Here is a 14,588-nt window from a genome sequence, read left to right as displayed (position 1 = left end):
TCAGCTCGGTCCGGCCTTGTAACCGACGCCACGGACGGTCACCACGATCTCCGGCCGCTCCGGGTCCTTCTCGACTTTGGAGCGCAGCCGCTGTACATGCACGTTGACCAGGCGGGTGTCCGCCGCGTGCCGGTAGCCCCAGACCTGCTCGAGCAGGACCTCACGCGTGAACACCTGCCACGGCTTGCGGGCCAGCGCCACCAGCAGATCGAACTCCAGCGGCGTCAGCGCGATCGACTGCCCGTCCCGCTTCACGGAGTGACCCGCCACATCGATGACCAGGTCACCTATGCCGAGCTGCTCGGGCGCCGGCTCCTCGGACCTCCGCAGCCGCGCCCGGATACGGGCCACCAGCTCCTTTGGCTTGAACGGCTTCACGATGTAGTCGTCCGCGCCCGACTCCAGGCCCACCACGACATCGACGGTGTCGCTCTTGGCCGTGAGCATCACGATCGGCACCCCGGACTCCGCCCTGATCAGGCGGCACACCTCGATACCGTCCCGGCCGGGCAGCATCAGGTCCAGGAGCACAAGATCGGGCTTGGACTCACGGAAAGCGGCCAGCGCCTTGTCGCCGTCGGCTACAAAAGACGGCTCAAAACCTTCACCACGCAACACAATGCCGAGCATCTCGGCCAGTGCGGTGTCGTCATCGACGACAAGGACTCGTCCCTTCATAAACGACATCATCCCATTAGCTAATCGTTACCTGGCGTGACCTGGCACACAGCTCGGCGAGCGCCGATGCCGTGACGGGCGAGACGGCGCCCTCTTCGGTGACGATCGCCGTCACCAGCTCGGGCGGCGTCACGTCGAACGCCGGGTTGTACGCCTGGGTCCCCAGTGGTGCCACCGGTATCCCGCCTCCTGCTTCCGCTCCCGCCACCGGCACCTGGGGTGCTGTGACCTCGGTCACTTCATGACCGGCACGCTGTTCGACCTCGATGGATGCCCCGTCCGGGGTGTCCGGATCCACCGTCGTCACCGGCGCCACCACAATGAACGGCACATGGTGATACCTGGCAAGGACCGCGAGCGGATAGCTCCCCACCTTGTTCGCCACCGAACCGTCGGCCGCGATGCGATCGGCCCCGATCAGCACCGCGTCCACTTCCCCCGCCGCGAACAGCGAGCCGGCCGCGTTGTCCGTGAGCAAGGTGTACGCCATCCCGTTGCGCGCCGCCTCGTACGCCGTCAGACGAGCACCTTGCAGCAAAGGCCGCGTTTCGTCCACCCACAGCCTGCGCAGCCGCCCCTCCCGGTGCGCCGCCAACGCCACCGCGAACGCCGTTCCCTCACCCCCGGACACCAGCGCCCCGGTGTTGCAGTGCGTCAGCAGCCGGTGCCCACCGCCCGGCAGCAGCTCGTCGAGCAGCGCAAGGCCGTGCTCAGCCATCCGCGCGCTCGCCTCGGCGTCCTCCCGGTGCAGCGCCCGCGCCGCCTGGAGTGCCGCCGCCGCGGCCCGCTCCGGATCACCGCCCCCGGCGAGCGCGTCCCGGTACGCGGCCCGGGCCCGGCGCACGCCGACAGCGAGGTTCACCGCGGTCGGCCGGGCGCCGGACAGCGCCTGGGCGGCCTCGTCCACGTCGAAGCCGCGCGCGGCGGCGAGCGCGACGCCGTACGCCCCGGCGATCCCGAGCAGCGGTGCCCCGCGCACGGCGAGCGTGCGAATCGCCTCCACCAGCGCCGGCGCGTCCGTGCACACCAGCTCGACCTCCTCGGCCGGCAGCCTTGTCTGGTCGAGAAGGACCAGCACAGGTCCCTCGGGCGGTTCGTCCCAACGAATCGCCGGTATCTCCGTCGGCCGGTTGTCCTCGCCTGATTGCGCGTACTGATCAGCCATGCGGTCAGTCTGCCCCGTATCCGGCGGACAATTGAAGGTGTGCAGCCCACCCGGCCCCCGGTCCCTCGACGGGCCCACCGTGGCACGATGGCTGCCAACCCGCCGCCGCGACCGCGGACCACGGGCAGCGTGAAGGAGCGACGATGAAAGACACTCCGGGCTGGGCCTCGCCCGGATCTGCCTCCTCCGACGGGCAGGAGCCGGACGCCTCCGGCGCCGCGCAGCCCCCGGAGCAGCCCTCGGACCAGAGCGGCGCGGACCAGTCGCAGCCGCCCTCGAACTGGTCCAAGGAGCAGCCCCCGCCCGGGCAGTGGACCGCTCCCCACCCCCAGGGCCCGGGCCAGGCCCCGCCACCACCACCGCCCGGCCCGGGATGGGGCGGCCGGCATCCCGGCGGCCCGGGAGGTCACGGCGGCCAGAGCGGTGCCTGGGGCGGACCCGGCTACGGAGGTCCGGGGGGACCGGCCGGCTGGGGCGGCAACTGGGGCGGCCCGCCGCCCGCGGCCAAGCCCGGCGTGATCCCGCTGCGCCCGCTCGGCGTCGGCGAGATCCTCGACGGCGCGGTCTCCACCATGCGCATGTACTGGCGCACGGTCCTCGGCATCTCGCTGGCCGTCGCCGTCTTCACGCAGATCCTCGTCATCCTGCTCCAGGGGCTCGTCCTGGACGACAGCGCCGGCACGGACACCCTCAACGACCCGAGCGCCACCGTCAGCGAGCTCAGCCGCGCCATGGGCGAGGCCCTGCTGAACTCCGGCGTCGTCCTCCTGATCACCCTCCTCGGCACCATCGTCGCGACCGCCCTGCTCACGACCGTGACCAGCCGGGCGGTGCTCGGCAAGTCGGTGACGACCGCCGAGGCCTGGCGCGACGCGCGGCCCCAGCTGCTGAAGTTGTTCGGCCTGACCTTCCTGCTGCCGCTCATCGGCCTCGCCATCATCGCCGTCGGCGCACTGCCCGGGGTACTCGTCGTCCTCGCCGGCGCGACGGACGCGGGCGCCTCGCTGGCCGTCCTCGGTGGCCTCGCCGCGGCGGTGTGCGCGCTCTGGGTGATGATCCGCTTCTCGCTCGCCTCGCCCGCCCTGATGCTCGAGAGGCAGAGCATCCGGAAGTCGATGAGCCGCTCCGCGAAACTCGTGCGCGGCTCGTGGTGGCGCGTCTTCGGCATCCAGCTGCTCGCCACGATCATCGCCAACATCGTCGCGTCGATCGTCGTGATCCCGTTCGCCTTCCTGGCCGCCGCGCTGAGCGGCGACGGCATCTCCGGCATCCTCACCAGCGGCACCGGCGGCCTCGGCTGGACGTTCCTCATCGTGAGCGGGGTCGGCTCGGTGATCGGTGCCATGCTCACGTTCCCCATCACCGCGGGCGTGACCGTGCTGCTCTACATCGACCAGCGCATCCGCCGCGAAGCCCTCGACCTCGACCTGGCCCGCGCCGCCGGCGTCCAGGACTACGGCTCCACCGCCCCCGGCACCACTGCGGGGAGCTGATGCGGTGAGCCTGGCGGGGGGAGTTCTCACAGCGGTGCCGGCCCTGCCGCGCGCAGCCGGAACAGTCGTACGCACGCTGTTGCCCTCCGGCGACGAACCACCGGTGACGATCCCGCGCGATCCCGCGCGGGAGGCCGCCCGGCGGGAACTGTCGAAGCGGATGTACCACAAGAACGATCCCAGCCTGTTCGAACGTGCCCTGAACGCCTTCTGGGACTGGGTCGACCGCCTGTTCAACGCCGCGTCCACCGCGACACCGGGCGGCGCACTCGGCCTCCTCGTCATCGTGCTTGCCGTGCTGGCGGTCGGCGGCGCCCTGTGGTGGCGCCTGGGCACCCCGGGCAGGGCCCCGCTCCCGGCGGCCGCGCTGTTCGAGGACCGCCCCCGCAGCGCCGCCGAACACCGCGCGGCCGCCGAGGCCCACGCCGCCCAGGGCCACTGGAACCAGGCCGTCCAGGAGCGCATGCGTGCCGTTGTCCGATCCCTGGAGGAACGCGCCCTCCTCGACGTGCGCCCGGGCCGCACCGCCGACGAGGCGGCCTCGGAAGCGGGCCGTACGCTTCCCGTCCACGCCGAGCGACTGCGCGCCGCGGCCCGGGACTTCGACGACGTCACATACGGCGGACGGGCCGCGGGAGAAGGAACGTACCAGCGCCTCGCCGCCCTCGACGCCGACGTGGACCGGACCCGGCCCGTGCTCATGAGCAACGCCCACAGCACGGCCCACAGCGCCCGCCAGGGAGCCGCCGAATGACCGCCGAGGCCGCGCTTCCGTCCACCTCGGCCTCCGCCACCGCCCGCCAGGTGTGGACCCGCGCGCGCGGTGTCGTGCTCGCCCTCGTGATCCTCCTGGCGGCCGCCGTCGCGATCGCCGCGATCCGCTCCGGGGACCAGCACGGCCGCCTCGACCCACGCTCCGCCGACCCCTACGGCAGCCGTGCCGTCGCCGAACTCCTCGCCGACCGGGGCGTCTCCACGCGCGTGGTCACCACACTCAGCGAGGCACGCACCGCCGCCGGCCCCGGCACGACCCTCCTGATCGCGGTCCCGGATCTGCTGACGCACCGCCAACAGTCCCTCCTGTACGCGGCGACGGAGAGCTCCGGCGGCCGTACGGTCCTCATCGCCGCCAAGTCCCCCTCGATCGGCACCCTCGCCCCGGGCGTCACCGCCGACCCCGCCCTCAGCTTCGATTCGAAGCTCACCCCCGGCTGCGGACTGCCGGCCGCCCGCCGCGCGGGCGCCGCCGACACGGGCGGCATCCGCTACACCACGAGCGTCTCCCACGCCGACTCGTGCTACCCCAGCGACGGTCTGCCCACCCTCGTACGCGTACCGGCCGCGTCCGGGAACGGCGACACCGTCGTGCTCGGCGCTCCCGACATCCTCTACAACGACCGCCTCGACGAGCAGGGCAACGCCTCGCTCGCCCTCCAACTGCTCGGCTCCCGCTCCCACCTGGTCTGGTACCTCCTCTCGCTCTCCGACGACTCGGCCACCGACACGGGCGACCGCACCTTCATGGACCTGCTCCCCTCGGGCTGGCTGTGGGGCACACTGCAGCTCTTCATCGCGGCAGCGCTGGCCGCCCTCTGGCGGGCACGCCGACTCGGCCCCCTCGTACCCGAACGGCTCCCCGTGGCGATCCGCGCCTCCGAAACCGTCGAAGGCCGCGCCCGCCTCTACCGCAAAGCCAACGCCCGCGACCGCGCGGCCGCTGCTCTGCGCTCCACCACCCGCACTCGCCTCGCCCCCCTCGTAGGCGTCCCCGTCGCCCAGGCGCACGCGCCCGAAGCCCTGCTCCCCGCCCTGTCCGCCCACCTCCGCGACGACGGACAGGCCCTGCACGCCCTGCTCTTCGGGCCGCCGCCCCGCGACGACGCGGCCCTGATCGCACTCGCCGACCAACTCGACGCCCTCGAAAGAGAGGTACGCCGTCCATGATGGCCCCGACCACTGACAACGCCGGGTTCGCCGGGGATGCGGGCACCGCCCGCTCCTCCCTGGAGGCCCTGCGCACCGAGATCGCCAAAGCCGTGGTCGGCCAGGACCCCGCCGTGACCGGCCTCGTCGTCGCCCTCCTCTGCCGCGGACACGTTCTCCTCGAAGGAGTCCCCGGAGTCGCCAAGACGCTGCTCGTCCGCGCCCTCGCATCCGCGCTCGAACTGGAGACCAAACGCGTCCAGTTCACCCCCGACCTGATGCCGAGTGACATCACCGGCTCCCTCGTCTACGACGCCCGCACCGCCGAGTTCTCCTTCCAGCCCGGCCCGGTCTTCACCAACCTCCTGCTCGCCGACGAGATCAACCGGACCCCGCCGAAGACCCAGTCGTCCCTCCTCGAAGCGATGGAGGAACGCCAGGTCACGGTCGACGGCACTCCGCGCCCGCTCCCGGAACCGTTCCTGGTGGCAGCGACGCAGAACCCGGTCGAGTACGAGGGCACGTACCCCCTCCCCGAAGCCCAACTGGACCGCTTCCTCCTCAAACTGACGATCCCTCTCCCTTCCCGCCAGGATGAGATCGACGTCCTCACGCGCCACGCCGAGGGTTTCAACCCGCGCGACCTGCGCGCCGCCGGCGTACGCCCCGTGGCGGGCCCGGCCGATCTGGAGGCCGCCCGCGCCGCAGTCGCCAAGACGGCCGTCTCCCCCGAAATCACCGGCTACGTAGTGGACATCTGCCGCGCCACCCGCGAATCCCCGTCCCTCACCCTCGGTGTGTCGCCGCGCGGCGCAACGGCGCTGCTGGCCACCTCCCGAGCCTGGGCCTGGCTGACCGGCCGCGACTACGTGATCCCCGACGATGTGAAAGCCCTGGCCCTCCCCACGCTCCGGCATCGCATCCAACTCCGCCCGGAGGCCGAGATGGAGGGCGTGACGGCCGACTCGGTCATCAACGCGATCCTCGCCCACGTTCCCGTCCCCCGCTGATGGCACTCACGGGACGCGCCGCCCTGCTGGCGGCTCTCGGCACCCTCCCCGTAGGCATCTGGGAACCCAGCTGGGCCGGCATCCTCGCCGTCAACGCTCCCCTGGCACTGGGCTGCGCCTGCGACTTCGCGCTGGCCGCCCCCGTACGCCGCTTGGGCCTCACCCGCTCCGGCGACACATCCGTACGTCTCGGTGAAACGGTCGACGTGACGCTCACCGTCACGAACCCTTCGGGCCGCCCTTTGCGCGCCCGTCTGCGCGACGCCTGGCCGCCGAGCAGTTGGGAGCCGGGTACCGAAGTAGCCGCGTCCCGGCACCGCCTGACGGTCCCTCCGGGCGAACGCCGCCGTCTGACGACCCGGCTGCGCCCCACCCGCCGTGGCGACCGCCAGGCGGCCCGCGTCACCATCCGCTCATACGGCCCGCTCGGCCTGTTCTCCCGTCAGGGGAGCCACAAAGTCCCCTGGACGGTACGAGTCCTGCCGCCCTTCACGAGCCGCAAGCATCTCCCTTCCAAGCTGGCGCGCCTACGCGAACTCGACGGCCGCACCAGCGTGCTGATCCGCGGTCAGGGCACGGAGTTCGACAGCCTCCGCGAGTACGTTCCTGGTGACGACACCCGCTCGATCGACTGGCGGGCGACAGCCCGCCAGTCGACGGTCGCCGTGCGCACCTGGCGTCCCGAACGTGACCGCCACATCCTTCTGGCCCTCGACACGGGCCGCACCTCGGCCGGCCGAGTCGGCGACGCGCCGCGCCTGGATGCTTCCATGGACGCGGCCCTCCTCCTCGCGGCCCTGGCCTCCCGGGCCGGCGACCGCGTGGACCTCCTCGCCTACGACCGCCGGGTACGCGCCCTGGTCCAGGGCCGCGCGGCACGCGACGTCCTCCCGTCCCTGGTCAACGCAATGGCGACACTGGAACCGGAGCTCATTGAAACGGACGCGCGCGGACTTACGGCGACCGCACTGCGGACGGCCCCGCGCCGCTCCCTGATCGTCCTGTTGACCAGCCTCGACGCAGCCCCCATCGAGGAGGGGCTCCTCCCGGTGCTGCCCAGGCTCACCCAGCGCCATACGGTCCTGGTCGCATCGGTGGCGGACCCGTACATCGCCCACATGGCGACGGCACGCGGCAACACGGACGCGGTCTACGAGGCTGCCGCCGCGGCTCAGGCTCAGACGGACCGCCATCGCACGGCCGAACAACTGCGCCGTCACGGAGTCACGGTCGTCGACGCGACTCCGGACGACCTCGCACCTGCCCTGGCCGACGCGTATCTGGCACTGAAGGCCGCCGGCCGCCTATGACGCCGCACAGAGACAGGAAGGCCTTTTGAATGAGGCTCGCCTCTCTCTGAACGACCCGGGAAAACAGAAAACCCCCGCACCGGGAATCCCGGGCGGGGGTTTTCTATAAAATTTGTTCGGCGGCGTCCTACTCTCCCACAGGGTCCCCCCTGCAGTACCATCGGCGCTGTAAGGCTTAGCTTCCGGGTTCGGAATGTAACCGGGCGTTTCCCTCACGCTATGACCACCGAAACACTATGAAACTGTCAACCGCACCATCCCGTGACCATGGAATGGGGTTGTTCGTGGTTTCAGAACCAACACAGTGGACGCGAGCAACTGAGGACAAGCCCTCGGCCTATTAGTACCAGTCACCTCCAGCGGTTACCCGCCTTCCAGATCTGGCCTATCAACCCAGTCGTCTACTGGGAGCCTTACCCTCTCAAGGAGGTGGGAATACTCATCTCGAAGCAGGCTTCCCGCTTAGATGCTTTCAGCGGTTATCCCTCCCGAACGTAGCCAACCAGCCATGCCCTTGGCAGGACAACTGGCACACCAGAGGTTCGTCCGTCCCGGTCCTCTCGTACTAGGGACAGCCCTTCTCAATATTCCTGCGCGCGCAGCGGATAGGGACCGAACTGTCTCACGACGTTCTAAACCCAGCTCGCGTACCGCTTTAATGGGCGAACAGCCCAACCCTTGGGACCGACTCCAGCCCCAGGATGCGACGAGCCGACATCGAGGTGCCAAACCATCCCGTCGATATGGACTCTTGGGGAAGATCAGCCTGTTATCCCCGGGGTACCTTTTATCCGTTGAGCGACGGCGCTTCCACAAGCCACCGCCGGATCACTAGTCCCGACTTTCGTCCCTGCTCGACCCGTCGGTCTCACAGTCAAGCTCCCTTGTGCACTTACACTCAACACCTGATTGCCAACCAGGCTGAGGGAACCTTTGGGCGCCTCCGTTACTCTTTAGGAGGCAACCGCCCCAGTTAAACTACCCATCAGACACTGTCCCTGATCCGGATCACGGACCCAGGTTAGACATCCAGCACGACCAGACTGGTATTTCAACGACGACTCCACCCACACTGGCGTGCGGGCTTCAAAGTCTCCCAGCTATCCTACACAAGCCGAACCGAACACCAATATCAAACTGTAGTAAAGGTCCCGGGGTCTTTCCGTCCTGCTGCGCGAAACGAGCATCTTTACTCGTAGTGCAATTTCACCGGGCCTATGGTTGAGACAGTCGAGAAGTCGTTACGCCATTCGTGCAGGTCGGAACTTACCCGACAAGGAATTTCGCTACCTTAGGATGGTTATAGTTACCACCGCCGTTTACTGGCGCTTAAGTTCTCAGCTTCGCCAAACCGAAGTTTGACTAACCGGTCCCCTTAACGTTCCAGCACCGGGCAGGCGTCAGTCCGTATACATCGCCTTACGGCTTCGCACGGACCTGTGTTTTTAGTAAACAGTCGCTTCTCGCTGGTCTCTGCGGCCACCCCCAGCTCACCAAGTAAATTGGATCACCAGTGATGGCCCCCCTTCTCCCGAAGTTACGGGGGCATTTTGCCGAGTTCCTTAACCATAGTTCACCCGAACGCCTCGGTATTCTCTACCTGACCACCTGAGTCGGTTTAGGGTACGGGCCGCCATGAAACTCGCTAGAGGCTTTTCTCGACAGCATAGGATCATCCACTTCACCACAATCGGCTCGGCATCAGGTCTCAGCCTTAATGCGCGACGGATTTACCTATCGCACGGCCTACACCCTTACCCCGGGACAACCACCGCCCGGGATGGACTACCTTCCTGCGTCACCCCATCACTCACCTACTACCACCTTGGGTCAGCGGCTCCACCACTCCCCTTTGCCCGAAGGCTCCAGGGCGGCTTCACGGCCTTAGCATTAATGGGCTCGATGTTTGACGCTTCACAGCGGGTACCGGAATATCAACCGGTTATCCATCGACTACGCCTGTCGGCCTCGCCTTAGGTCCCGACTTACCCTGGGCAGATCAGCTTGACCCAGGAACCCTTAGTCAATCGGCGCACACGTTTCTCACGTGTGTATCGCTACTCATGCCTGCATTCTCACTCGTGAACCGTCCACCACTGCCTTCCGGCGCGGCTTCACCCGGCACACGACGCTCCCCTACCCATCCATACAGGCGTTGGCCCTATTGTATGAATGACACGACTTCGGCGGTACGCTTGAGCCCCGCTACATTGTCGGCGCGGAATCACTAGACCAGTGAGCTATTACGCACTCTTTCAAGGGTGGCTGCTTCTAAGCCAACCTCCTGGTTGTCTGTGCGACTCCACATCCTTTCCCACTTAGCGTACGCTTAGGGGCCTTAGTCGATGCTCTGGGCTGTTTCCCTCTCGACCATGGAGCTTATCCCCCACAGTCTCACTGCCGCGCTCTCACTTACCGGCATTCGGAGTTTGGCTAAGGTCAGTAACCCGGTAGGGCCCATCGCCTATCCAGTGCTCTACCTCCGGCAAGAAACACACGACGCTGCACCTAAATGCATTTCGGGGAGAACCAGCTATCACGGAGTTTGATTGGCCTTTCACCCCTAACCACAGGTCATCCCCCAGGTTTTCAACCCTGGTGGGTTCGGTCCTCCACGAAGTCTTACCTCCGCTTCAACCTGCCCATGGCTAGATCACTCCGCTTCGGGTCTTGAGCGCGCTACTAAATCGCCCTATTCGGACTCGCTTTCGCTACGGCTTCCCCACACGGGTTAACCTCGCAACACACCGCAAACTCGCAGGCTCATTCTTCAAAAGGCACGCAGTCACGACGCACCGAGTAAACTCGATGCGCGACGCTCCCACGGCTTGTAGGCACACGGTTTCAGGTACTATTTCACTCCGCTCCCGCGGTACTTTTCACCATTCCCTCACGGTACTATCCGCTATCGGTCACCAGGGAATATTTAGGCTTAGCGGGTGGTCCCGCCAGATTCACACGGGATTTCTCGGGCCCCGTGCTACTTGGGTGTCTCTCAAACGAGCCGCTGATGTTTCGACTACGGGGGTCTTACCCTCTACGCCGGACCTTTCGCATGTCCTTCGCCTACATCAACGGTTTCTGACTCGTCTCACGGCCGGCAGACCGTAAAAGAGAGATCCCACAACCCCGTATACGCAACCCCTGCCGGGTCTCACACGCATACGGTTTGGCCTCATCCAGTTTCGCTCGCCACTACTCCCGGAATCACGGTTGTTTTCTCTTCCTGCGGGTACTGAGATGTTTCACTTCCCCGCGTTCCCTCCACATACCCTATGTGTTCAGGTATGGGTGACAGCCCATGACGACTGCCGGGTTTCCCCATTCGGAAACCCCCGGATCAAAGCCTGGTTGACGGCTCCCCGGGGACTATCGTGGCCTCCCACGTCCTTCATCGGTTCCTGGTGCCAAGGCATCCACCGTGCGCCCTTAAAAACTTGGCCACAGATGCTCGCGTCCACTGTGCAGTTCTCAAACAACGACCAACCACCCGTCACAACCCGCCGAAGCAGATCTTTACCGGGGCCGGCACTGAAGGCAGCCACAATCGGCCGTACCCTCAGACACCCAACAGCGTGCCCGACACCCTCGCCCTCCCATGTTCGCTTTCCACGCCGAAGCAGTACTTGCCAACCTGAGCAGGTCGAGTGTGCCGAATAATCAACGTTCCACCCTTGAGCAACCAGCATCAGACAGTCGCTGATGTACTGGCCTCTGACCTCACCCCGAAGGGATCGGTAAGAAGTGCTCCTTAGAAAGGAGGTGATCCAGCCGCACCTTCCGGTACGGCTACCTTGTTACGACTTCGTCCCAATCGCCAGTCCCACCTTCGACAGCTCCCTCCCACAAGGGGTTGGGCCACCGGCTTCGGGTGTTACCGACTTTCGTGACGTGACGGGCGGTGTGTACAAGGCCCGGGAACGTATTCACCGCAGCAATGCTGATCTGCGATTACTAGCAACTCCAACTTCATGGGGTCGAGTTGCAGACCCCAATCCGAACTGAGACCGACTTTTTGAGATTCGCTCCACCTTGCGGTATCGCAGCTCATTGTATCGGCCATTGTAGCACGTGTGCAGCCCAAGACATAAGGGGCATGATGACTTGACGTCGTCCCCACCTTCCTCCGAGTTGACCCCGGCGGTCTCCTGTGAGTCCCCATCACCCCGAAGGGCATGCTGGCAACACAGAACAAGGGTTGCGCTCGTTGCGGGACTTAACCCAACATCTCACGACACGAGCTGACGACAGCCATGCACCACCTGTACACCGACCACAAGGGGGGCACTATCTCTAATGCTTTCCGGTGTATGTCAAGCCTTGGTAAGGTTCTTCGCGTTGCGTCGAATTAAGCCACATGCTCCGCTGCTTGTGCGGGCCCCCGTCAATTCCTTTGAGTTTTAGCCTTGCGGCCGTACTCCCCAGGCGGGGAACTTAATGCGTTAGCTGCGGCACCGACGACGTGGAATGTCGCCAACACCTAGTTCCCACCGTTTACGGCGTGGACTACCAGGGTATCTAATCCTGTTCGCTCCCCACGCTTTCGCTCCTCAGCGTCAGTAATGGCCCAGAGATCCGCCTTCGCCACCGGTGTTCCTCCTGATATCTGCGCATTTCACCGCTACACCAGGAATTCCGATCTCCCCTACCACACTCTAGCTAGCCCGTATCGAATGCAGACCCGGGGTTAAGCCCCGGGCTTTCACACCCGACGTGACAAGCCGCCTACGAGCTCTTTACGCCCAATAATTCCGGACAACGCTTGCGCCCTACGTATTACCGCGGCTGCTGGCACGTAGTTAGCCGGCGCTTCTTCTGCAGGTACCGTCACTTTCGCTTCTTCCCTGCTGAAAGAGGTTTACAACCCGAAGGCCGTCATCCCTCACGCGGCGTCGCTGCATCAGGCTTTCGCCCATTGTGCAATATTCCCCACTGCTGCCTCCCGTAGGAGTCTGGGCCGTGTCTCAGTCCCAGTGTGGCCGGTCGCCCTCTCAGGCCGGCTACCCGTCGTCGCCTTGGTGAGCCACTACCTCACCAACAAGCTGATAGGCCGCGGGCTCATCCTGCACCGCCGGAGCTTTTAACCCTCACAGATGCCTGCGAGAGTATTATCCGGTATTAGACCCCGTTTCCAGGGCTTGTCCCAGAGTGCAGGGCAGATTGCCCACGTGTTACTCACCCGTTCGCCACTAATCCACCCCGAAGGGCTTCATCGTTCGACTTGCATGTGTTAAGCACGCCGCCAGCGTTCGTCCTGAGCCAGGATCAAACTCTCCGTGAATGTTTTCCCGTAATCGGGACGACACCACGAGAGCGGAACGGCCGGGCGGAATAAGCCCAGCCGTTCACAGCGTCCTCGCTGTGCGCCTACCGAACAACGTCGGCAGGACTTTTTCAAAGGAACCTCGTCCCAGCCGATCGGCCGGAGACGGGGTATCAACATATCTGGCGTTGATTTTTGGCACGCTGTTGAGTTCTCAAGGAACGGACGCTTCCTTTGTACTCACCCGAGAGACTCTCTCAGGCTTTCCTCCGGGCGCTTCCCTTCGGTCTTGCGTTTCCGACTCTATCAGACCGTTTTCCGATCCGATTTCCTCGGCGCTTTCCAGGTTTCCGCTTTCGCGTTTCCCTTTCCGGCGGTTCCGACTTTATCAGAAGTTCTGGGCCGGATTTACCGGCTTCCATTTCCGAATCATCGGGAGTGGCTTCTCGGAAATCAATGTTCTCCGGAAGCAAGCAGACTCTAACCGATGCCACCGGACGTGTCCAGTTCTAGGCAACTGTTCAAATCTACCTCCTCGCCTGAGCCGTGTCAACGGCTCCTGCGGGGCGAACAGGAGACTAGCAGGTCAACGGAGGGCAACGCACATCGGCGCAGCGCTCGCACCTCACGCGGCCGTCGGAACGGTCGCGCTGCGCTCCGCCGCCTCGATGTCACCGGTGTCGCCGGCTCGTGTCGCGCGGCCTCCCAGGACATAGACGTACGTCAGAAACGCCAGTTCAGCGGCGATGCCTATGCCTATTCGAGCCCAGGTCGGCAGGCCCGACGGAGTGACGAAGCCTTCGATGGCGCCGGAGACGAAGAGGACCAGGGCGAGACCTACGGCCATGCCCAGGGCGGCGCGGCCTTCTTCCGCGAGTGCGGTGCGGCGGGAGCGGGGGCCGGGGTCGATGAGGGTCCAACCAAGGCGCAGGCCTGTGCCGGCGGCTACGAAGACGGCCGTCAGTTCCAGAAGGCCGTGCGGGAGAACGAGACCCAGGAAGGTGTCGAGGCGGCCCGCCGAGGACATCAGGCCGAGGCCCACACCCAGGTTGAGCATGTTCTGGAACAGGATCCAGAGGACGGGAAGGCCCAGGAAGATGCCCAGAACCAGGCACATCGCGGCAGCCTGAGCATTGTTCGTCCACACCTGGGCCGCGAAGGACGCGGCGGGGTGGCTGGAGTAGTACGTCTCGTACTCGCCGCCGGGGCGGGTGAGAGCGCGCAGTTCGCTGGGGGCCGCGATCGAGGACTGGACCTCGGGGTGTGTGCCGATCCACCACCCCAGGAGGACCGCTGTCACCGTGGAGAGCAACGCGGTGGGAACCCACCAGTGGCGCGCTCGGTAGACCGCGGCGGGGAATCCGTACGCAAGGAAGCGTGTGACATCACGCCAAGAGGCCCGGCGGGTCCCTGTCACCGCACTGCGCGCGCGTGCCACGAGTTGGCTGAGACGGCCCGTGAGCTGGGGGTCCGGGGCGCTGGACTGGATGACGGAGAGGTGCGTCGCGGTCCGCTGGTAGAGGGCGACGAGTTCGTCGGCCTCCGCTCCGGTGAGCCGACGTCGGCGGCGCAGCAGGTCATCCAGACGGTCCCACTCGGCACGGTGGGCGGACACATAGACGTCGAGGTCCATGGGATGTACTGCTCCTCGTCCTCTCGTACTGCGTGTCAGCTTGTCGTACTGCGGCGCGATGTGCCCTCAGCTTGGCAGACTGGCGGTTCACGGGGCGGGGCAGGGAAGGACGG

The 14,588-nt window shown here is 65.9% G+C and carries 8 protein-coding genes and 3 rRNA genes; 5 read left to right on the top strand and 6 right to left on the bottom strand.

All coding sequences use genetic code 11. The annotated features are described in order from the left end of the window. Both mtrA and mtnA read right to left on the bottom strand, forming a co-directional pair. On the bottom strand, positions 1 to 690 hold the full coding sequence (mtrA, locus tag SAVERM_RS26120; RefSeq protein ID WP_010986468.1) for a two-component system response regulator MtrA: 690 nt from the start codon (positions 688 to 690) through the stop codon (positions 1 to 3). Positions 691 to 694: 4 nt separating this feature from the next. Next, entirely contained in the window at positions 695 to 1,843 is a 1,149-nt protein-coding gene (mtnA, locus tag SAVERM_RS26115; protein ID WP_010986467.1) for an S-methyl-5-thioribose-1-phosphate isomerase, read from the bottom strand. A gap of 143 nt (positions 1,844 to 1,986) precedes the next feature. On the opposite strand from mtnA, the gene SAVERM_RS26110 reads away from it, so the two are divergent. Genes SAVERM_RS26110 through SAVERM_RS26090 form a run of 5 tightly spaced genes read left to right on the top strand, consistent with a single transcriptional unit; the run spans position 1,987 to position 7,579 of the window. Continuing rightward, entirely contained in the window at positions 1,987 to 3,336 is a 1,350-nt protein-coding gene (locus SAVERM_RS26110; protein ID WP_010986466.1) for a glycerophosphoryl diester phosphodiesterase membrane domain-containing protein, read from the top strand. A 4-nt stretch (positions 3,337 to 3,340) separates the two neighbouring features. Next, a complete protein-coding gene (locus SAVERM_RS26105) occupies positions 3,341 to 4,090 on the top strand; it encodes a DUF4129 domain-containing protein (protein ID WP_037651649.1) in 750 nt (249 codons plus the stop codon). Then, the gene (locus SAVERM_RS26100) at positions 4,087 to 5,280 is read left to right on the top strand and encodes a DUF4350 domain-containing protein (protein WP_042493589.1); all 1,194 of its coding nucleotides are present in this window, start codon (positions 4,087 to 4,089) and stop codon (positions 5,278 to 5,280) included. Before SAVERM_RS26105 ends, SAVERM_RS26100 begins: the two co-directional genes overlap by 4 nt. After that, a complete protein-coding gene (locus tag SAVERM_RS26095) occupies positions 5,280 to 6,269 on the top strand; it encodes an AAA family ATPase (RefSeq protein ID WP_107083051.1) in 990 nt (329 codons plus the stop codon). Before SAVERM_RS26100 ends, SAVERM_RS26095 begins: the two co-directional genes overlap by 1 nt. Then, positions 6,269 to 7,579, top strand: a complete 1,311-nt coding sequence (locus tag SAVERM_RS26090; protein ID WP_010986462.1) for a DUF58 domain-containing protein — start codon at positions 6,269 to 6,271, stop codon at positions 7,577 to 7,579. The genes SAVERM_RS26095 and SAVERM_RS26090 overlap by 1 nt, the downstream gene beginning before the upstream one ends. Positions 7,580 to 7,693: 114 nt before the next feature. Here SAVERM_RS26090 and rrf read toward each other — a convergent pair. The 4 genes from rrf to SAVERM_RS26065 all read right to left on the bottom strand — a co-directional run bounded on the left by rrf (position 7,694) and on the right by SAVERM_RS26065 (position 14,475). Further along, positions 7,694 to 7,810 (bottom strand): 5S ribosomal RNA (gene rrf, locus SAVERM_RS26085). Between the two features lie 89 nt (positions 7,811 to 7,899). Beyond that, positions 7,900 to 11,022: ribosomal RNA gene (locus tag SAVERM_RS26080) — 23S ribosomal RNA — on the bottom strand. A 312-nt stretch (positions 11,023 to 11,334) separates the two neighbouring features. Beyond that, positions 11,335 to 12,860, bottom strand: a 16S ribosomal RNA gene (locus tag SAVERM_RS26075). The 16S, 23S and 5S rRNA genes sit together here, the layout of an rRNA operon. Before the next feature lie 607 nt (positions 12,861 to 13,467). Continuing rightward, positions 13,468 to 14,475: a stage II sporulation protein M gene (locus SAVERM_RS26065; RefSeq protein WP_010986461.1), complete on the bottom strand. Its 1,008-nt coding sequence runs from the start codon at positions 14,473 to 14,475 to the stop codon at positions 13,468 to 13,470. Positions 14,476 to 14,588 lie beyond the last annotated feature (113 nt).

Source organism: Streptomyces avermitilis MA-4680 = NBRC 14893 (genome assembly GCF_000009765.2).
In the GTDB taxonomy this organism is placed as follows: Bacteria; Actinomycetota; Actinomycetes; order Streptomycetales; family Streptomycetaceae; genus Streptomyces; species Streptomyces avermitilis.
Note: the sequence above shows the minus strand (reverse complement) of the source record. Positions and strands in the feature narration are given on the sequence as shown.

Coding starts and splice junctions, on each gene's coding strand:
- SAVERM_RS26065 (WP_010986461.1), bottom strand. CDS start 14,475: ATGGACCTCGACGTCTATGTGTCCGCCCACCGTGCCGAGTGGGACCGT.
- mtnA (WP_010986467.1), bottom strand. CDS start 1,843: ATGGCTGATCAGTACGCGCAATCAGGCGAGGACAACCGGCCGACGGAG.
- SAVERM_RS26110 (WP_010986466.1), top strand. CDS start 1,987: ATGAAAGACACTCCGGGCTGGGCCTCGCCCGGATCTGCCTCCTCCGAC.
- SAVERM_RS26090 (WP_010986462.1), top strand. CDS start 6,269: ATGGCACTCACGGGACGCGCCGCCCTGCTGGCGGCTCTCGGCACCCTC.
- mtrA (WP_010986468.1), bottom strand. CDS start 690: ATGATGTCGTTTATGAAGGGACGAGTCCTTGTCGTCGATGACGACACC.
- SAVERM_RS26095 (WP_107083051.1), top strand. CDS start 5,280: ATGGCCCCGACCACTGACAACGCCGGGTTCGCCGGGGATGCGGGCACC.
- SAVERM_RS26100 (WP_042493589.1), top strand. CDS start 4,087: ATGACCGCCGAGGCCGCGCTTCCGTCCACCTCGGCCTCCGCCACCGCC.